Below are 19,280 nucleotides of genomic sequence, written 5' to 3'. Positions count from 1 at the left end.
GTGGACCTGCAGGCCGCACTCGCGCTGGCCGTCGAGGAATCGACGGCCGCCCGCGGGATCAGCACGCCGAACCCGCCGGTGGGCGCCGTGATCCTGGCGGCCGACGGCACCGTCGTCGGACGGGGCCGCACGGCCCCGGCGGGCGGGCCCCACGCAGAGGTCGTGGCGCTGGCGCAGGCCGGCGACGCGGCACGCGGCGGCACCGCCGTCGTCACCCTCGAGCCCTGCGACCACACCGGCCGCACCGGCCCGTGCACGCAGGCGCTGATCAGGGCCGGTATCGCTCGCGTCGCGTACGCCGCGGCCGACCCCAACCCCCTCGCCGCCGGGGGTGCGCACACGCTTCGCGCCGCGGGTGTCGAGGTGCAGCACCTCGACGTGGAGCCGCGGCCGCTCACCGAGTGGCTCTTCCGGCAGCGGAACGGCAGGCCGATGGTCACCGTCAAGCTCGCGGCCACCGTCGACGGCCGGATCGCCGCCCCGGACGGCACGAGTCAGTGGATCACCGGCCCCGCCGCGCGGGAGCGGGCCCACGCCGAGCGTGCGCAGCTCGACGCGATCATCGTCGGTACGGGCACCGTCCTCGCCGACGACCCGGCGCTCACGGCCCGGCGTCCCGACGGTGCGCCGTACCCGCACCAGCCGACCCGGATCGTCCTCGGGGAGCGTGACCTTCCCGCCGACGCGAGGGTGCTGACCGGGCCCGGGGCCGCGCAGCACGTCCGCAGTCGCGACCCGCACGCCGCGCTCGAGGCGGCCGGTGACGCCGTGAACGTTCAGGTCGAGGGTGGTTCGTCGGTGATCGGCGCGTTCTTCGCGGCGGGCCTGGTCGACCGGGTGCAGGCGTACATCGCTCCGGTGTTGCTGGGCGCCGGGCTGCCGGCGATCACGATCCCCGGCATCGGGACCCTCGCCGACGCCGCCCGGTTCCACCTGGACTCCGTGGAGCGGCTCGGCGAGGACGTGCTGCTCACCCTGCTGCGCTGAGCTTGCGTTCGCCGTGAGCCCAATACTTGGGGCCGGAGCCGGTGAGTGCTACCTTCGGAAGCGGAAGTTCTCAGGGCGGGGTGCGATTCCCCACCGGCGGTGATGGACTCCGGGCGATCCCGGTGTCCGAGCCCGCGAGCGCCCCGCCGCGAGGCGGGGGCCAGCAGATTCCGGTGCGATCCCGGAGCCGACGGTCATAGTCCGGATGAAAGAGAACTGCACGGGTGGATCCCGTGTCGTCGTGCCGCCCTGAGGCCGAAGTGGCAGGAGCGGCGAATGTTCACCGGCATCGTCGAAGAGCTGGGCGTGATCACCGCCCGCGAGGACCTTCCGGATGCGGCCCGGTTCACCGTTCAGGGCGACCTCGTGACCTCCGATGCGAAGCACGGCGATTCGATCGCCGTCAACGGCGTGTGCCTCACCGTGGTCACGGTCGCGGGCGGGGCGTTCACCGCCGATGTCATGGAGGAATCGCTGCGCCGCAGCTCGCTGAGCAAGCTCGGCCCGGGTGACCGGGTCAACCTCGAGCGTGCCGCCGCCGTGAACTCCCGCCTCGGCGGGCACATCGTGCAGGGCCACGTCGACGGCACCGGCCACGTCATCAGCCTCAGCCCGTCCGAGCACTGGACCGTCGTGCGGCTCGCGCTCCCGCGGCATCTGGCCCGGTACGTCGTCGAGAAGGGCTCCATCACCATCGACGGGGTCTCCCTGACTGTCTCGGCCCTCGGGCAGGGTGTGACCGGTGACGACGAGCAGCACTGGTTCGAGGTCTCGCTGATCCCGACCACCCTCGACCTGACCAACCTGGGCGGGGCCGAGCCCGGCACCGTCGTCAACCTCGAAGTGGACATCGTCGCGAAGTACGTGGAGCGCCTCGTGACGCTCAAGGAGGAGAAGTAGCCATGACCAGGTTCGATTCCATCGAGCGCGCCATCGAGGACATCGCCGCGGGCAAGGCCGTCGTGGTGGTCGACGACGAGGACCGGGAGAACGAGGGCGATCTCATCTTCGCCGCCGAGAAGGCGACGCCCGAGCTGGTGGCCTTCATGGTCCGCTACACCTCCGGCTACCTGTGCGTGCCGCTCGACGGCGCCACCTGCGACAAGTTGGGCCTGCCCCCGATGTACGCGACCAACCAGGACAAGCACGGCACCGCGTACACGGTCACCGTCGACGCCAAAGCCGGTGTCGGTACGGGGATCTCGGCCGCGGACCGGGCCACGACGATGCTGAAGCTGGCGGATCCCGCCTCGACCGTCGAGGACTTCACCCGCCCCGGCCACGTCGTCCCGCTGCGCGCGAAGGAGGGCGGCGTGCTGCGCCGGCCCGGGCACACCGAGGCCGCGGTCGACCTCGCGACCATGGCCGGCCTCGCGCCCGCCGGCGTGATCTGCGAGATCGTCTCGGAGAAGGACCCGGGCGGCATGGCCAAGTCGGAGGAGCTGCGCGTCTTCGCCGACGAGCACGGCCTCGCGATGATCTCCATCGCCGACATGATCGCGTGGCGCCGCAAGCACGAGAAGCACGTCGTGCAGGTCGCGTCCGCACGGATCCCCACCCGATACGGCGACTTCCAGGCCGTGGGCTACACCTCGATCCACGACGACGTCGAGCACGTCGCGCTGGTCAAGGGCGACATCACCGCCGACGGCGGCGCGGACGTCCTGGTCAGGGTGCACAGCGAGTGCCTGACCGGTGATGTCTTCGGCTCGCTCCGCTGCGACTGCGGCCCTCAGCTCGACGCCGCCATGGAGATGGTGGCGCAGGAGGGCCGCGGCGTGGTGCTGTACATGCGCGGCCACGAGGGCCGCGGCATCGGCCTCATGCACAAGCTCCAGGCCTATCAGCTCCAGGACGGGGGAGCGGACACCGTCGACGCCAACCTGCAGCTGGGCCTGCCCGCCGACGCCCGCGACTACGGTCTCGGCGCGCAGATCCTCGTCGACCTCGGCATCACCTCGATGCGGCTGCTCACCAACAACCCGGCCAAACGCGTCGGGCTGGACGGCTACGGCCTGCAGATCACCGAGCGGGTCGCGATGCCGCTGCGCGCCAACGCCGAGAACATCCACTACCTGCGCACCAAGCGCGACCGCATGGGCCACGACCTGCGCGACCTCGACCACTTCGACCAGGGAGGTACCGCGTGAGCGGCGCTGGGATCCCCGACATCACGCTCGACGGTGCCGCCGACCTGCGGCTGGCGATCGTCGCCTCGCGCTGGCACGACACCGTCTGCGAGGCCCTGCTCGCGGGCGCCGTCCGCACGGCCGAGGCTGCGGGCGTGCGGCACGTCACCGTCGAGCGGGTGGCGGGCGCCGTCGAGCTGCCCGTCGTCGCGCAGGAGCTGACGAAGACGCACGACGCCGTCGTCGCGCTGGGCGTCGTGATCCGCGGTGGTACTCCGCATTTCGAGTACGTCTGCGATGCGCTGACCGCGGGCCTGCTGCGCGTCTCGCTCGACGCCGGCGTCCCCGTCGGGAACGGCGTGCTCACCACGAACACCGAGGCGGAGGCCCTCGACCGCGCCGGACTGCCGGGCTCGGCCGAGGACAAGGGCGAGCAGGCGGCGTCGGCGGCGCTCGACACCGCGCTGACCCTGCGCAAGCTGCGGGCCGGCCGATGAGCCGGATCGCCCTCGTCCAGGCCACCTGGCACCGGAACATCGTCGACCGGGCACGGGACGGGTTCGTCGAGGAATGGGCACGGCTCGGGCACGACGGTGCCGACGTGGACATCTTCGAGGTGCCAGGGGCCTACGAGATCCCGCTCACCGCGAAGCGCCTCGCCACGACCGGGAAGTACGCGGGGATCGTCGCCGCGGGCCTGGTCGTCGACGGCGGCATCTACCGGCACGAGTTCGTCGCCACCGCGGTCATCGACGGACTCATGCGCGTCCAGCTCGACACCGATGTCCCGGTGTTCTCCGTGGTACTCACCCCGCACCACTTCCACGAGCACGACGAGCACACCGCGTACTTCGAGCGGCACTTCGTCGGCAAGGGCGCCGAGGCGGCTCGCGCGGTCGACGCGACACTGGCGCTGCACGCGAGCCTGCCGGCGTAACCATCCGCAGGCCACCGACTGTGCGCGGAGGTCAGGGGCGCGACATCGGTAGAATCCGGACCCGTGACCGCTGAACCCACCACACAGCCCGTGCTCGACGTGACCCCGCGCAAGATCAAGGTGTACGCCTGGGTCCTCGCGGGGGTCCTGGTCGTCGGGCACACCGCGGTCGCCCTCCTGCTCAAGGCCGGCGGGAACACGGGGCTCACGTTCCGGACCTCGGACCAGGCGGGCATGGTCCTGATCGGCGTGGTCCTGGCGTGCGGGGCGCTGCTGTTCACGCGGGCGCGGCTGCACCTCGGCCCGGACGGGGTCACCGTCCGCAACCTGCTGAACGAGAACACCTACCCGTGGGACGTGGTGCAGGGATTCACCTTCCCGAAGGGATCCCAGTTCGCGCACCTCGACCTGCCGCACGACGAGTTCGTCGCGATCTGGGCCATCCAGGCCCGCGACGGCGAACTCGCGGTGCAGGCGCTGCACCGCGCCCGCGAGATCGCCGCCGCGTACCGGGCCTGAGCCCTACTTGATCGTGCCGCTGCGACCGTGCAGCAGCGTCATCAGCTGCGTGAGCTGACCCTCCTGCGCGGCGGTGCGCGCGAAGCTCGTGAGGTTCAGCAGCGGGTTGAACCGCTTGCGGGCGATGCCCTTCGAGTAGGTGAACTCGCGGAGGCCGTCGGCGCCGTGGATCCGGCCGAAGCCCGATTCGCCGACGCCGCCGAACGGGATGTTCGGCACGCCCGCGAAGGTGATGATGCCGTTCACCGAGGCCATGCCGGACCGGATCCTGTCCGCCAGCTCCATGCCGCGGGCCTTGGAGAAGACCGTCGCGGCGAGGCCGTACTTCGTCGCGTTCGCGTACTCGACGGCCTCGTCCATCGTGTCGACCTTGGCGACCGTCACCGTCGGTCCGAAGGTCTCCTGCGTGACCGCGATCGAGTCCTCCGGGACGTCGACGAGCACCGTCGGCTGGACGAACCGTTCGCCGACGGCGTCGATGCCCCCGACGAGGGCACGGCCGCCGCGGGCGAGGGCGTCCTCGATGTGCGACTTGATGATCGGCAACTGGCTGGGCATGGTGATCGGGCCGATCTTGGAATCGTCCGAGTCGTTCGCCGTGACCTCGCGCGCCTTCGCGACCAGCTTCTCCAGGAACGGGTCGTAGACGTCCTTGTGCACGTAGACGCGTTCGACGCCGACGCAGGTCTGGCCCGCGTTGGCGAAGGCGCCCCAGGCGGCGGCGTCGGCGGCGGCGTCGAGGTCGGCGTCGCGGTCCACGAGGAAGGCGTCCTTGCCGCCGGCCTCGATCACCACCGGCGTCAGCGTCTCGGCGCAGGCGGCCATGACCTTCTTGCCGGTGTTGGTCGAGCCCGTGAAGGCCACCTTGTTCACGCCGGAGGTGCACAGCGCGTTGCCGGTCTCGCCGAGGCCCGTGACCGTCTGCAGCACCGGGCGACCCACGGCCTCCTCGAACGTGCGGGCCAGCCACACGCCCACGCCGGGGGTGTACTCCGAGGGCTTGAACACCACCGCATTGCCGGCGGCCAGCGAGTAGGCGATCGAGCCCATCGGGGTGAAGACGGGGTAGTTCCACGGGCCGATCACGCCGACGACGCCGAGCGGGTGGTAGCGCACCGTCGCCGACTGGTTCGCCATGACCAGACCCGAACCGACCCGACGGGGGCCGAGGACCTTCTTGGCGTGTGACGCGGCGTAGCCGAGGTGGTCGATGCCGAGCGCGGCCTCGAGCAGGGCGTCGCCGTGCGGCTTACCGGTCTCGTCGTGGACGACCTGCGCCAGCTGGTTGATGCGCCGGGTGATGACGCCCTTCCAGGTGTTCAGGGCCTTCTTGCGGCCCTCGAAGCCGATCTCCTGCCACCAGTCGGCCTGCTCGCGGGCGCGCGCCACGACGGCGTGCACGTGGTCGGTGGAGTGGATCGGATACGACTCGACGACATCACCGGTGAGCGGGTTGAGGGAGTCGAAGGTCTTGGTGTTCGGTGCGGTCATGCTGACTTCCTGATCTCGTCGGCCGCCTTCTCGGCGATCATGATGGTGGGGGCGTTCGTGTTCCCGCGGGGCACCTTGGGCATCACCGAGGCGTCGACGACGCGCAGACCGTCGATCCCGCGGACCCGCAGCTGCGGATCGACGACGGCGTCCTCCCCAGTGCCCATCGCGCAGGTGCCGACGGGGTGGAACAGCGTCTGCGTGTAATCCGCGACGAGCGTGCGGATCTCGTCCTCCGAGGGGGACTCGCTGATGTGCCAGGGCTTACCGAGGTAGCGCGCGATGGGGCCCTGCGCGGCGAGCTCCATCGTCGCCTTCACGCCGGCCACCAGCGCGTCGAGGTCCTCCGGCGCATCGAAGTAGTTCGGCTCCAGGCGCGGCTTGAAGTCGGGGTTCGCCGAGCGCAGCCGGAGCGTTCCCCGGCTCTGCACGTCCACCAGCGTCGGGCCGAGCATGATGCCCCGACGGTGCGTCTCGTGCAGCAGGTTGTCGTAGACGCCGGCCGGCATCACGTGGAACTGCAGGTCCGGGTGCTCGAGATCCTCGCGGGAGCGGAAGAAGCCGCCCGCCTCGGCGCCGTTCGACGACAGTGGGCCGGTGCCGGTGAGCTTCCAGCGCAGCAGGTTTCCCACGTTCTGCGTCTCGAGCAGGTCGAAGGTGCCGTGCGTGTCGTAGTCGACGGGGACCATCGGGTGGTCGTGGAGGTTGGATCCGACGCCCGGGAGGGCGGCGCGCACGTCGATGCCGTGCTCGGCGAGGTGCTCGGCGGGACCGATCCCCGACAGCATGAGCAGCTGCGGCGAGTTGATCGCGCCGCCGGAGAGGATCACCTCGCGGCGGGCCCGCGCGGTGTGATCGGCGGCGTGCTGCCGGAAGAGCACCCCCGAGGCGCGGTCACCGTCGAACTCGATGCGCCGCGCGATGGCACCCAGCGCGACCGTGAGGTTGGGGCGCGAGCGCGCCGGCTCGATGTAGGCCTTGTCGGTCGACCAGCGCCGGCCGTTCTTGCAGGTCACCTGGTAGAGGCCGGCGCCGTCCTGGGATGCGCCGTTGAAGTCCTCGGTGGGCTTGAGGCCCCACGAGACCGCGGACTCGACGAAGGCCGTCGAGAGGGGGTGGGTGAACCGGCGGTCCTCGACGTGCAGCGGACCGTCGGTGCCGTGCAGGGGGCCGCCGAGGCGGGTGTTGCCCTCCGCCTTGACGAAGTACGGCAGGACGTCGTCGTGCGACCAGCCCTGCGCCCCGTGATCCTGCTCCCAGGCGTCGTAGTCCGCGTGATTGCCGCGGATGTAGATCATCGCGTTCAGCGACGAGCAGCCACCGAGCGCCTTCATCCGCGGCCAGTACGCCGGGCGGTCGTTCAGGTGCTTCTGCGGCGTGGTGGTGTAGTTCCAGTCCCACTTCGTCTTGAACATCGCGGAGAACGCGAGGGGGATGTGGATCTCGTCCGCGTCCGCCTCGCCCCCGGCCTCGAGGAGCAGGACGGAGACGCCCGGATCCTCCGACAACCGGGCCGCCATCACGGCGCCTGCGCTCCCGGCCCCCACCACGATGTAGTCGTACTCGTCCGCCGGCAATGCCGCTCCTCGCGTCGATCCAATGCTTGGGGTCGAAGCTACTCGGCGGTACGGGCGGTCGGGGGCGGATCCGACGGGTTCTCAGTGACGACGGTCCGCCGTGCCCGGGTTCCCCCTGCCGGCCCCGCCCGGTCGCGTCAGCCGACGGCGGGTGCGAGCCGCTTGATCAGGGGCGTCAGTGCGACGACCACGAGGCCGATGGCGATGGCCGTGCCACCGAGGATCAGGAAGTACGGCGCCTCGTCGTTCTGGTCGTAGAAGGTGGCCAGGCGCCCGGCGAGGGCGGTACCGAGGCTGATCGACAGGAAGTTCAGTGCCACCATCTGCGTCGAGAACGCGCGCGGCGCGAGCTTGGTGGAGACGCTCAGGCCGACCGGCGAGATGCACAGCTCCGCGAGGGCGAAGATGAGCATGATGCCGAGGAGGCCGAGGAGCGGCGCGGTGTTCGTGCCGGCCGGCATGAGAAGGAAGGCCAGGAACGCGACGCCGATCCCGATGGTGCCGATCGCGAACTTGATCGGGGTGCTGGGCTGGCGCGACCCGAGCTTGGTCCACAGCGCGGCGAACACCGGCGCGAAGATGAGGATGTAGACGGGATCGACGGACTGGATCCAGGAGGCCGGGAACTCCCAGCCGCCCAGGTCCCGGTCGAGGCGTTCGTCGGCGTAGACGGCCACGAAGGTGAACATCTGCTGGAACAGCGCCCAGAAGGCGACCTGGGACAGGAACAGGGGGATGAACGCCTTCACGCCGTTGCGCTCGGCACCGTCGACCCGATTGCTGCGGAGCAGGAACACGAAGTAGGCCAGGGAGATCGCGGCGACCGTGATGATCACGGCGTCGACGAGGTTCCTCGCGGTGATGACTCCCAGCGCGATGAGGCCGACGAACACCGCGATCGCGACCACGAGTCCCGCGGCGACGCGCTGGATGTCGCTGCGGGAGGCGGGGTTCGGTACCTCCTGGCTGATCCGCGGCAGCATCTTCCGGGTGAGCGCGTACTGGGTCAGTCCGAGCGCCATGCCGACGGCGGCGAGGCCGAACCCCCAGTGGAAGCCCGCGTTGTCCTGCAGGTAGCCGGTGAGCAGCGGGCCGATGAAGGCGCCCAGGTTCACGCCCATGTAGAACAGGGAGAACCCGGCGTCGCGTCGGGTGTCGTCGTGGGCGTACAGATCGCCGACCACCTTCGTCGCGTTGCCCTTCACCCCGCCGGAGCCGATGGCCACGAGGACGAGGCCGACGGCCACGCCCGCCGCGCCGGGGATGGCCGCGAGCGCGATGTGGCCCGCCATGACCAGCCACGCCGAGTAGAACAGGGTGCGCTCCGCGCCGAGCAGGCGGTCCGAGATCCAGGCCCCGGCGATCGTCGAGAGGTAGACGAAACCGCCGTAGGCGCCGACGATCCCGAGCGAGGTGGTCTTGTCGAAGCCGAGTCCGCCCTGCTCGGCGGTGTAGTACAGGTAGTAGGCCAGGATCGCCTGCATCCCGTAGAAGGAGAAGCGCTCCCACATCTCGACGCCGAACAGGTTGACCAAGGGCCAGGGATGTCCGAAGAAGCGCACGTCGGGTTTGCCAGTGGGAGTAGTGGTCATTCGTTGATGAAATCACGAACGGTGCGCGTGTGGATCGTCCTGCTCAACTCAACAGTCGGACGGCCTCCAGCTGGTACGCGTGCTCGGCCCACTCCCGCGGCGTGGTGCCGTACTGCAGATCGACGACGGTGCGGTCGGCTCCGGCGTCGAGGAGCGCGCGAATGAGATCCAGGTCGCCCGTCCACGCGGCGTGGTGCAGCGGGGTTGCGCCGTCCGCGCCTCGGGCGTTCGGATCGTCGGGGATCACGGGGAGGATCACCGTGACACCGGCGGTGTCGATGCCGTTCTCGGCCAGGAGGGCCAGCCGTTCCGTGAAGCCGTGCTGCGCCGCCCAATCGACCTGGCGGCGCCACACCTGCGCGCGGCTCTCCGTGTCGGCGCCCGCGCGTGTGTCCCACGGACCCGGTCCGGCCTCGGCGAGTCCGTGCGCGAAGAGCAGCTCGAGATGCGAATCGTCGGGCCGGAACATGCGGTTGTAGAGCGCCTGCTGGTCCGCGGGGTGTGCGCCGCGGGCCAGGAGCAGGATGGCCAGTTCCATCGACCGGGGATGTCGCGGCTGGCGACCGGCGCCCTCCTCGCCCTCGCCGAAGACACCGGTGATGGCGGTGAACGGGGTCGGCAGACCGGAGTGCAGGAAGCCCGTGTTCGGGTCGGCGCCGGAGTCGAGGAGCAGCTCGGCGGCCGCGAGCGGGCGATCCGGTGAGTCATCGGGGACGACCCTGGAGTAGCAGAGATAGGTGAGGGGGTGCCAGCCGAACGGGCCGCCGGCGGTGGTGGCGAGGGCCGGATCGACGCTGAGGTGCGCCGCGATCGCCCGCGCGTCGCCCGCCGCGGCGGCGGCCCAGACACTCCGCTCGACGATGCCGGGGTCCTGGGCCAGGAGCGCAGCGGCCTCGCGCCACCGGGGCGGCTCGTCCGAGGCGCCGTAGCGCAGACACGCGAGAGAGCTGAACAGGTCAGCGGGTGCGAGCGAGGCCTCGTCCACCGCGCACGGGTTCACGGTGAGTTCGTCGTTCGAGGCGCTGGGGGAGCCGCTGCGTGCCGGGGCGCCCATGGCGCCGTCCGCTCGAGTCGACATGCGTGGTCACCTCAGCAGGTTGGTCCGCGCCACCTGTTCCCGGAGGAAGTGGAACTGCGTGTCGAGGCTGGCCTGCAGGTCGCGCAGTTCGTCGGCGTGGTGCTGGAATCGGCGGGCGTCGGCCTCGTTGCCGACCGCGTCCCGGTAGAGCTGATCGAGCAGCTCGCGGTGCGCGCCGGTGTTGGTGCGGTCCAGCAGGTGCAGATCGTTGAGCAGTCGTTCGACGGGCCGCAGCTCGCCCAAGTACTCGGCGAGCGCCGCGACGTGATCGCGCAGGGCATTCTCCGCCATGCGTGCGGCCTGGGTGTACTCGTCGACGTGCTGGGCCAGGGCGTAGGAGACGGAGGACTCGCCGGACGGCCGCGGCGTATCCGTGCGCATCCGCCAGACGCGATAGGCGCGGTGGCTGATGTCCTGCAGCGTGGCGTCGAGGTTGATGCGGACGCGGTGGTGGTCCAGGATCGGGTTGTTCCACGCCGGCGAGCGGCGGATCTCCTCGGTGAGCAGCACCGCGAGGCCGAGGAGCCGGGTCTCGACGCGGGTATCGCCCGGTTCCGCATCCGGGTTCCACGCCGGCATCCGGTCGGCCTGGAAGGGCCAGGGGTTCGCTGCCAGCCGTGCCTGCTCGCGCTCCTCGAGGCGGCGCTCGTGGGCGTGACGCCGCCAGGCCTGATAGCCGACGACGCCACCGCCCGTCAGGAGCAGGGCGATGAGCCCACCGGCCATCGACTCGGTGACCGCCGTGCCGACGATGAACGCGATGACGATGAGGGTGATCCACAGCCCGGTCTTGAGGCTCGGCTCGGGCACCGCGTTGCGGGCGGACGCGAGGTACGCCGGATTGTTGCTCGCGGTGTACCGGCGGAAGGCGTCGTCGATGGTGACCGGCCGAAGTCGCTGCAGGAAGTGGGACGCGTCCCGCGCCGCGACCTGTGCCTGTTCCCGCCCGACCGGCACCGCGTCGGCCGCGGCGATGACCCGCGCAGCGAGCTCCTGGGGGACCGTATCCGCCATCTCGAACCTCCTCCTGTCGCCTCCGAATGTACCGGCGTTTCAGACTTCCGCGCCGCCCCGAATTCGCCAGAAGGTTGTGATCTCCGTTGGCGTCCACGTAGGAAAGCTTGCGCTGCCGATCGGGATCCCGCGTACGAACTCGGCAACGACGACTGGGCCTCGGTCGCGTGCATTGTCGTAGAACGTGGTCGTTGTCGCCAGCATGGTGGCCTCGACCACGAGTGGCCAGAGCCGCCGGTGCCTGTCACGGATCTTCTCCTCGGGAACGGCGTGCCCACCGGCGCGGACACGGTGCGCTACGCGCAGTACCGACAGATCCTCTGGCACCATCACCACGTGGAGGTTGACCTCGAAGCCGGATGTCAGAGCAGCGCGAACGAGACCGACCTTGGAGGGGTGCGAGAAGACGGTTTCGGCGATGAAAGAGGTTCCGAGCTCAAGAAGGCGATCCCGAGTGGCACTCGCGATCCGTGCCGCGTCGTAAGAGCGCTCCTCCGCCGATTCGGGCCACCGTTCCCTCGCGATGATGTCGGCGTTGACGAAGGGCATTGTGCGCGTGTACGGGTGAAGGACGAGGTCGACAAAGGTGGACTTTCCGGCCCCGTTGGGGCCGATGACCAGCTCGAGCTGGCTCATTTGGTGCGAGCTTCGGCGACGATCCGCTGAGTGCCGTCGGGGTGATGCTCGACCATCCGTCCCTCGTCGTCGAGCGAGACGGTGACGATGCCGCGTTGTGCGAGGGTCGCTGTGAAGTCGATGGTGCTCAGCCGTTCACGGATGGCCACACGCAGTTCGGCGTTGTACACGCGAGCCTCGGCGTCATCGAGGTCGTCGGCGGACAGCTTGCCGGCTAGGGTCGCCTCTACTCGGCTCCGGGCTGCACTCTCGTGAATCGATACCTCGCGGCCGATCCGCGCCCAGTGATTGACTTGTTCGGCCGTCGATCGACCATCTCGTTCACCCTCGATCCGGGCGCTTTCGAACACGTCGTCGGCAATGCGAGTGGGGTGCGGCATTGTGGCCTCCTGGGGCGAAAGAGCGTCGTGTAGCACTATGCTACGCCGATCCGGTCGCCCCGGCCACGGTGGACCGTGGCCGGGGCAACCGGCCTGCTACTTCAGGGTGACCTTCGCGCCACCCGAGAACATCGAGTCGTGCAGCTCGATGGTGGCGGGGGTGGCGTCCTTGGGCATGTCGAAGACGACCTTGACCTGGACGGTGTTGCCGGGGTTGATGTTGTCCCACACCGGCACGTCCGAGTCGCCGAGCGCGATCTGCGCCATCGAGTCGGACTCGAAGGTGCGGCCCTGCGTGTCCTTGAGCTTCTGCGAGCTGGGGGAGAAGCTCTGCGGCTTGGTGCCGATGTTCTTCACCGTCATGGAGACGATGACGAACTGGCCCTGGGCCTTCTTCGCCAGGTACGGGTTGTCGCCGACCTCGCTGAGACCCGGCTCGACGCCCGTGACCACGAACTCGAACTTGCCGTCGCGCACGGCGGCGTTCAGGCCGGCGGCCTTGGGATCGGTCTTCGCGGCGGTCTGCGCTGCGGTCCCGCCGGCGGTCGAGGCCGCGTCGTCCTTGTTCCCGCCGCCGGTGGCGACGGAGACGACGATGATGAAGGCGATCACGGCCAGCACGATCCACGGCCACTTGCGCTTCTTCTTGGCCGGCGGCGCAGGCGGGGCGGGGTACGGCTGGGGCTGACCGGGCGTGTACTGACCCGAGCCGGGCTGGCCGGGCTGCAGCGGGAAGGGCTGCTCAGACATGATGAATCCTCATTTCCGGAGATGGGGGAATCGCCGATCGGCGGGAAGTGCCGAACGACGTGAAGCGGAGCCGTTGCCGGCTCGAGTGATCAGGTGACGACGGTGCGTCGAAGGCGGACCGTCAGGGGCGGTAACCGTGATCGTCGATCAGAATGCTTGTGCGTGCGGTCAATTCATCCTCCCCAGGACCTGATGGAAGAAGCATCGCATCGACCACTGACAAGTTTTCGTATCCGCGTCGGGCGAAATCAATAGCTGCTCAAAGGAATAGAAGAAGTCGAGCGTGATTGCGTAGCGACACTCGGTGAATCGGTGGGCGACTGCAGTCGGCATCGACATCGGTGTACTCCTGGCGGATCGGGTGGCGCAGTTGCTGCGGCCGGCCCCGAGTGTGACCAGCCGTACAGAATGCACCGAGCCACTGACACGTTCTGCGATCGCGGTACCCTCAGGACAGCGGTTCGACGGAACTCCCGCCCAGGGCAGATCCCCTCCGCACGATCATTCGTGCTGCCCTGGGGGATCCGACGTGACGCTGTTGCGGGTCACTGCGAACCGACTGCTCGAGGAATACACCTCGGAGTCGCTCGTGGAGAAGCTGCTGGAACGCATGTTGTTCGAACGCGGAATCACTGTGGGCGAGGCCGAGCGCAGGTCGTGGGGCAACAGCCTGCCGTCGTTCGCCGCCGACCTGCGGCACGGCGGCCTCGGCGATGTCGAGCTCCTCATCGAGTACAAGCTGCCGCTGTCCTCACGCCGAGCGGACGTCGTGCTCGCAGGCGTTCACCCCTCGACCGGAGCCCCGTCGTACGTGGTGGTCGAGCTCAAGCAGTGGTCCTCGGCCTCGGCCTTCGAGGGCGATCCGGCGATGGTGACGGTGCCCCACCTCGGTGGGCCGATCTCGCACCCCGTCGCGCAGGTCGCCGGCTACTGCGAGTACATCGCGGACTTCGCCCGAGCGCTGCGTGATCAGCCGGACCCGCTGGCCGGCATCGCGTACCTGCACAACGTGCACGACCCCGGTGCGGTCGCCGATCTGGCCGACTACCCGATCTCCGAGGCCGGGCGGATGTTCACCGGTGCGGACACCGACGCGATGCTCGACTACCTACGGACGCGGCTGAAGCCCGGAGCGCCATCGGGCTACGCGGCGGACCTCCTACTGAACTCGCCTGCGGCCCCGTCGCAACAGCTCCTGGCGGTGGCGGCTGAGGAGGTGCGTGAACGGCAGGTCTTCCACCTGCTGGGAAACCAGCGGCTCGCCGTCGACCTGGTGTTGCATGACGTCGAGCGGGCTCGCGCGGCCGACACCAAACGCGTGCTCGTCGTGACGGGCGGGCCGGGGAGCGGGAAGAGTGCGATCGCGCTGGCGTTGCTCGGCGATCTCGCGCGACGGGGTCGGACGGTGCTGCACGCCACGGGATCCCGTTCGTTCACCACGACTCTGCGGCAGGTGGCCGGCGCGCGGGCGCCCCGCGTCAAGGAGATGTTCCGGTATTTCAACCAGTTCATCACTGCGGACCGCAACGGCCTCGACGTGTTGATCCTCGATGAGGCGCACCGCATGCGGGAGACCTCGGCCAATCGGTACACCCGCGCCGCGGACAGGACGGGGCGCCCGCAGGTCGACGAACTCATCGCCGCCGCCCGAGTGCCGCTGTTCCTGCTCGATGAGCATCAGGTTGTGCGGCCCGGCGAGCTCGGGTCGCTGAACCAGATCCGTGCGTACGCGGCATCTCTGGGGCTCGAGACCGTGCACGTGCGGCTCGACGATCAGTTCCGGTGCGGCGGAAGCGACCGCTTCGTCGAGTGGGTTCTCGATCTCGTGGGGCTGGGGGAGCGCGCGCCGTGGAAATGGACGGGCGATGAGGGTTTCGAGGTCCGCCTCGCGGAGACGCCCTGGGAGCTGGAGCGCATGCTCGAAGAACAACGCGACAAGGGGTACTCGGCGCGGATGACCGCCGGCTACTGCTGGCCGTGGAGCGACGCCACGCCCGAGCGCACGCTGGTTCCCGACGTGGTGATCGACGACTGGGCGCGGCCATGGAACTCCAAGTCCGACAGGCGCATGGGGGACATCCCGCCGTCGCAGCTGTGGGCGACGGAGCCCGGCGGCTTCGGGCAGGTGGGCTGCGTGTACACGGCGCAGGGGTTCGAATACGACTGGAGCGGCGTGATCCTCGGGCCCGATCTCGTGTGGCGGGATGGTCGATTCACGGTGCGACGCGACGAGAATCGCGACCCCGGCCTGACGTCCAAGAAGAACCTCACGGATGTGCGCTTCGATCTGCTGATCCGCAACACCTACAAGGTGCTGCTCACCCGCGGCATGGTCGGCACCGTCCTGTACTCCACCGATGAAGAGACCCGCGAGGCGCTGCGGCGCCTCGTGCAGCAGTAACGAAACGAGCTCGGCCCGACAGGCTTCCGCGTAAGGACATGCCTCCACCCGGTGCGAACCTTGAAGGGCGCATGGGCAATGACGGCATGGATCATTTCGATCGGTGCGGACTATCCGGACCACCTCGACCTGGCTCTTGAGGATGGATTCTGGGATACGAAGCAATGGAAGTCGATCAATCCCGGGGACGAGGTGTTCTTCTGGCAGGCTGCAGGTTCTGGTGTGCGCAGCGAGCTGAAGGCACAGGTTGTGGCGACCTCAGAGCTCGAGCGGATCGAACCGGGCTTTCGTCGCGCGCGTTGGCGGGACCGCGACGAAGCGGGCTATACGCACCGGTTCACGTTCAACAATGCGCAGGAGCCCCCGACGCAGCGGACTCAATGGCGTGAGGTGCAGAGCGTCATGGACCGTGCAGCCCGGTTGTGGCCGATAACCAGGCTTGACTCCCGCGACGCCGTCAACCTATTGACGCAACGATTCCCGCCCCGCGGGAGCGGAATCGATGTCACGCTCGATCGTTCTCGGATGGCTCCCGATATCGCTGATCAGGATGATCGTCGGCGGACCGCGCTCAGGTCGGTGGCGATACGTCAGGGCCAGGGGCTGTTTCGTGCGGATCTCATGCGGGCCTACGGGCGCAGGTGTGCGTTCACCGGTACGGTTTCGGAGGGCGTTCTGGAAGCTGCGCACATCTTTCCCTACCGGGGATCGCAGTCGAATCACGTGACGAATGGCATCCTGCTCCGCGCCGACGTTCATACACTGTTCGACGGCTTCCAGCTTGCAGTCGATGCGTCGTATCGGATCCACGTGGGGCCCGGTGTCCATGACGATCACTACCGAGCACTCGACGGAACGAGGATGCGGTTGCCGAGTGACCCCGATTCGTGGCCTGCGGAAGCAGCCCTCGCTGACCATTGGCGTGACTGCGAGTTCGTGCGGCCTGGGGCTTTCGCCTCCGACCGGTCAACCAGGCCAGTACGGCGGTAGAAGCTACTCCGCGATCCTGATCGCCACTGGTGACATTGCGCAATCGATGGCGCCGCGGACGTCAGTATCGCGGACGGCGACGGTGCGTCGCGCGAGGTGGTCGGGGAGAGCGGCAGAGAACTTCAGTCCGTCCAGAGAGCGGTCATCGATGAGGGGGAGGCGCTGCTGAGCCTCGTCGTCGAGCTGAAGCAGCTGAATCTGATCGGAGATCGAGCCGGCGGTCAGGTCGGCGTGGAGTCGCAGGTATCGACCGTTGAACGCTTGCCGCGGCGCGACGAGGTCCGGCGCCCACGCGGCGAGTGTGCGGTTCGCCTTGGCACCGGCCCAGGTCCACCACCGCCACTCGTTCTTCTCGCGCGCGACGACGAGGCCGCGTTCGGAGACGCTCCATCCTGAGGTCTCGCGGAGTTCGCTCAAAGTGGCGGTGGCCCGTCGAGTGAGCGTTACACCACCGGGCAATGACCCGAGCAGGACAGCTCGCGCACCGCGGGTGAGGGCGAAGGACTCATCATCGACGGCGCTGCCCCAATTGGCCTTGCCTGCCAGCGTGCTGGATTCGACATACACCTGGCGGCGCTTCCAATCCATGTGGGTTACTTGCCACGATCGGCCGCCGAGAAGCAGGACGCGAGGCCCGTCAACGGGGTCCGTGAGCACTGATACGTCGACGGACCCGACCTCTTGCCTGCCGGCGAAGACCCGGAACTCGGGGGTCGCCGTGAAGACGGCGAGCAGCTCCATGAAATGACGACGCCCGAAGCGCTTCTCCGCTGCTGCACCGATGAATGCGGTCCCCGAGTCATGCTCGAGAAAGCCTTCATCCAGGAGGTACTGGAAGATCTCGTCGCCGTCGTCGTCGAACAGTGGGAGCGAACCCCAGGTGCCGCGCCAATCTTCGAGCGGCACGCGGCGAGTCTGTAGTGCCAGGGCGAGCAGTTGCTGTGCGGCGATATGGCGCGGTTCCGGAGGGGCGACTACGGGTTCAACGTAGCCCTCCGACCAGCAATGCAGCATGCCGAGGGTGTTGAGCACCTCCTCGTCGCTCGTTCCGAGAAACAGGCAATTGCGGACGGTGCCGGGGCGCCGGCCGGTTCGGCCGAGCCGCTGCAGGAACGATGAGACGCTCTTCGGTGCGTTGATCTGAATGACGCGATCGAGGTCCCCGACGTCGATGCCGAGTTCGAGGGTGGACGTCGCGACGATCACGCAGTCCCTCGCTTCGGCGAAGGCCTGCTCAGACTGCCTACGTTCATCCGCCGACAACGAGGAATGTGAGACGAAGGTAGTGATTCCGCGCTCCCGAAGCTCTGATCCGAGCTCTTCAGCCAACCGTCGCGAATCGACGAACACCAGGCGCTTCTCGCCGCGATGCAGAGCGGCGATCACCGTTGCGGCGTTCTCGACCGTGCCGACGGAATCAACGGTGATCTCCGGCGGATCGGCCTGGCGAGCGGGAGGATTGATCACTCGACCGGCAGCACTTGTGCCGCCTTGGAGCCAGGTCAAGAGGTCCTCGGGATTGCCAACGGTGGCGGACATTCCGATCCGCTGTAGCCGCCGGCCGACAAGGCTCTCGAGCCGAGCTAGTACGGCGAGGAGATGCCAACCGCGATCGTCGCCGGCGAAGGCGTGCACCTCGTCGATCACCACCGTACGGAGGTCGCCCAGCACGACGGCCGGATCGACGGATTCGGAGACCAGCATGGACTCCAGCGACTCCGGGGTGGTGAGGAGGATATCGGGGCGGTCGTTCTTGATCCGCTTCCGCTGACCAGCCGTGACGTCTCCGTGCCAGGTCGCCGCATCACGGCCGACCCACGCGGCGTATTCGGCCACGCGCGGCTGCAGGTTGTTCAACAGTGCCTTCAGCGGGCACAGATACAGCACCGAAGTGCCGGACCATCGTTCGCGTTGCATCGCGGTCAGAATCGGGAAGACGGCCGCTTCGGTCTTACCGCCCGCGGTGGGGGCGAGGAGGATCGCATCTTCGCCTGCGAGAACGGGCGCGACGGCGTCGCTCTGGAGCGGACGCAGGCCCGGCCACCGCAGCGTGTTCACGATGTGGTGCTGCAGGCTGGGGTCCAGTGTGTCGAATCCGGCCGTGGTGCTCACTCCTACATCCTGTCACGGGAGCCCCGGGTCGCACACTTATTCGAATTCAAGAACGGCAGTCGCTGACACGAATGGAAATGACGTCGCTGTGAGAATGGAGGCGTTTGGGCCGCGAAAACTTGTCAGAGGTCGGACGTAGCTTTCCTCTTGCTCGCGAATGCGAGCGAAACTCGGAAACCCTTCTTCGGTATCCGAACCGCGTCTCAAGGAATGGGGAAGATCATGAATGTTGGTAAGAATTTCGCTGTTGTCGTGCTGCTGGGTGGACTGTCCGCTGCGACCGGATGCGGGCTGGGCGTCAAGCCTGTCGCTGGGTCCGGCCAAGCCGACACCGCAGTCGCCGCGGGCACCTCGGCCACCACGACTACCGCGGCAAAGCCCAAGCATGTCTTCGGACCTGAGGACTTCACGATCAAGGTGATCGTCACGTCGAGCAAGTGCTTCGGCTCCGCGGGGTGCAACGTCAGGTACACCATCGATCCGACGTACGTCGGGCCGATCGGAGCCCTAGCTGGCCGCGAGCTCACGGTGATCTACACCGTGAGCGGTGGCGAGGCGCCGGTGATCGACCGATTCACGTTGAAAGGCACTCAGATGCGGTACACCGAGGAATCGAGTATTTCCACTGAATCCTCGGGGTATGAATTGAGTGCCGAAGTCACCAACGTTCTCGAGCAGTAGCGGAGC

18 protein-coding genes and 1 riboswitch are annotated in these 19,280 nt (G+C 68.5%); of the genes, 9 read left to right on the top strand and 9 right to left on the bottom strand.

Features of this window, described 5'->3' with window-relative positions:
* From ribD to AXK60_RS00900, 6 genes are all read left to right on the top strand, one after another.
* Entirely contained in the window at nucleotides 1-987 is a 987-nt protein-coding gene (gene ribD, locus AXK60_RS00925; protein ID WP_068569121.1) for a bifunctional diaminohydroxyphosphoribosylaminopyrimidine deaminase/5-amino-6-(5-phosphoribosylamino)uracil reductase RibD, read from the top strand.
* Nucleotides 988-1,049: 62 nt separating this feature from the next.
* Nucleotides 1,050-1,208: riboswitch (FMN riboswitch) on the top strand.
* 55 nt (nucleotides 1,209-1,263) lie between these two features.
* A complete protein-coding gene (locus AXK60_RS00920) occupies nucleotides 1,264-1,887 on the top strand; it encodes a riboflavin synthase (RefSeq protein ID WP_068569120.1) in 624 nt (207 codons plus the stop codon).
* Nucleotides 1,888-1,889: 2 nt separating this feature from the next.
* Entirely contained in the window at nucleotides 1,890-3,137 is a 1,248-nt protein-coding gene (locus AXK60_RS00915) for a bifunctional 3,4-dihydroxy-2-butanone-4-phosphate synthase/GTP cyclohydrolase II (protein ID WP_068569119.1), read from the top strand.
* Nucleotides 3,134-3,613, top strand: coding sequence for a 6,7-dimethyl-8-ribityllumazine synthase (gene ribH, locus AXK60_RS00910; protein ID WP_068569118.1), 480 nt, complete (start codon nucleotides 3,134-3,136; stop codon nucleotides 3,611-3,613). Before AXK60_RS00915 ends, ribH begins: the two co-directional genes overlap by 4 nt.
* Nucleotides 3,610-4,053, top strand: coding sequence for a 6,7-dimethyl-8-ribityllumazine synthase (locus tag AXK60_RS00905; RefSeq protein WP_068569117.1), 444 nt, complete (start codon nucleotides 3,610-3,612; stop codon nucleotides 4,051-4,053). The genes ribH and AXK60_RS00905 overlap by 4 nt, the downstream gene beginning before the upstream one ends.
* 63 nt (nucleotides 4,054-4,116) lie before the next feature.
* The gene (locus AXK60_RS00900) at nucleotides 4,117-4,572 is read left to right on the top strand and encodes a PH domain-containing protein (RefSeq protein WP_068569116.1); all 456 of its coding nucleotides are present in this window, start codon (nucleotides 4,117-4,119) and stop codon (nucleotides 4,570-4,572) included.
* A 3-nt stretch (nucleotides 4,573-4,575) separates the two neighbouring features.
* On the opposite strand, the gene AXK60_RS00895 is transcribed toward AXK60_RS00900, so the two are convergent.
* The 8 genes from AXK60_RS00895 to AXK60_RS00860 all read right to left on the bottom strand — a co-directional run bounded on the left by AXK60_RS00895 (nucleotide 4,576) and on the right by AXK60_RS00860 (nucleotide 13,090).
* Nucleotides 4,576-6,063 (bottom strand): aldehyde dehydrogenase family protein, encoded by a 1,488-nt coding sequence (locus AXK60_RS00895; RefSeq protein WP_068569115.1) that lies wholly within the window; start codon nucleotides 6,061-6,063, stop codon nucleotides 4,576-4,578.
* Entirely contained in the window at nucleotides 6,060-7,640 is a 1,581-nt protein-coding gene (locus AXK60_RS00890; RefSeq protein WP_082777722.1) for a GMC family oxidoreductase, read from the bottom strand. Before AXK60_RS00890 ends, AXK60_RS00895 begins: the two co-directional genes overlap by 4 nt.
* A 137-nt stretch (nucleotides 7,641-7,777) precedes the next feature.
* A complete protein-coding gene (locus AXK60_RS00885; RefSeq protein ID WP_068569114.1) occupies nucleotides 7,778-9,232 on the bottom strand; it encodes a peptide MFS transporter in 1,455 nt (484 codons plus the stop codon).
* A 43-nt stretch (nucleotides 9,233-9,275) separates the two neighbouring features.
* Complete coding sequence (locus tag AXK60_RS00880) at nucleotides 9,276-10,286, bottom strand: ankyrin repeat domain-containing protein (RefSeq protein WP_068569113.1); 1,011 nt, start codon at nucleotides 10,284-10,286, stop codon at nucleotides 9,276-9,278.
* Nucleotides 10,287-10,316: 30 nt separating this feature from the next.
* Nucleotides 10,317-11,324: a hypothetical protein gene (locus AXK60_RS00875; RefSeq protein ID WP_068569112.1), complete on the bottom strand. Its 1,008-nt coding sequence runs from the start codon at nucleotides 11,322-11,324 to the stop codon at nucleotides 10,317-10,319.
* Nucleotides 11,325-11,363: 39 nt separating this feature from the next.
* The gene (locus AXK60_RS00870; RefSeq protein WP_068569111.1) at nucleotides 11,364-11,960 is read right to left on the bottom strand and encodes an ATPase; all 597 of its coding nucleotides are present in this window, start codon (nucleotides 11,958-11,960) and stop codon (nucleotides 11,364-11,366) included.
* Nucleotides 11,957-12,340 (bottom strand): TA system antitoxin ParD family protein, encoded by a 384-nt coding sequence (locus tag AXK60_RS00865; protein WP_068569110.1) that lies wholly within the window; start codon nucleotides 12,338-12,340, stop codon nucleotides 11,957-11,959. The genes AXK60_RS00870 and AXK60_RS00865 overlap by 4 nt, the downstream gene beginning before the upstream one ends.
* Before the next feature lie 96 nt (nucleotides 12,341-12,436).
* Nucleotides 12,437-13,090: a DUF4352 domain-containing protein gene (locus tag AXK60_RS00860; RefSeq protein WP_068569109.1), complete on the bottom strand. Its 654-nt coding sequence runs from the start codon at nucleotides 13,088-13,090 to the stop codon at nucleotides 12,437-12,439.
* Nucleotides 13,091-13,619: 529 nt separating this feature from the next.
* Between AXK60_RS00860 and AXK60_RS00855 the strand changes: the two genes are divergently transcribed.
* Together AXK60_RS00855 and AXK60_RS00850 are read left to right on the top strand one after the other, a co-directional pair.
* Nucleotides 13,620-15,491, top strand: coding sequence for a DUF2075 domain-containing protein (locus tag AXK60_RS00855; protein WP_068569108.1), 1,872 nt, complete (start codon nucleotides 13,620-13,622; stop codon nucleotides 15,489-15,491).
* A gap of 78 nt (nucleotides 15,492-15,569) precedes the next feature.
* Nucleotides 15,570-16,481, top strand: coding sequence for an HNH endonuclease (locus AXK60_RS00850; protein WP_068569107.1), 912 nt, complete (start codon nucleotides 15,570-15,572; stop codon nucleotides 16,479-16,481).
* A 3-nt stretch (nucleotides 16,482-16,484) separates the two neighbouring features.
* Here the strand turns inward: AXK60_RS00850 and AXK60_RS00845 are convergent, their stop codons facing one another.
* Entirely contained in the window at nucleotides 16,485-18,593 is a 2,109-nt protein-coding gene (locus AXK60_RS00845) for a DEAD/DEAH box helicase (protein WP_068569106.1), read from the bottom strand.
* A gap of 222 nt (nucleotides 18,594-18,815) precedes the next feature.
* Here AXK60_RS00845 and AXK60_RS00840 point away from each other — a divergent pair, with 222 nt between their 5' ends.
* A complete protein-coding gene (locus AXK60_RS00840; protein WP_139057679.1) occupies nucleotides 18,816-19,274 on the top strand; it encodes a hypothetical protein in 459 nt (152 codons plus the stop codon).
* Nucleotides 19,275-19,280 lie beyond the last annotated feature (6 nt).

It is taken from the genome of Tsukamurella pseudospumae (assembly GCF_001575195.1).
Taxonomy (GTDB): domain Bacteria; phylum Actinomycetota; class Actinomycetes; order Mycobacteriales; family Mycobacteriaceae; genus Tsukamurella; species Tsukamurella pseudospumae.
The sequence above is the reverse complement of the archived record's forward strand: the minus strand, read 5'-3'. Positions and strand labels throughout refer to the sequence as shown.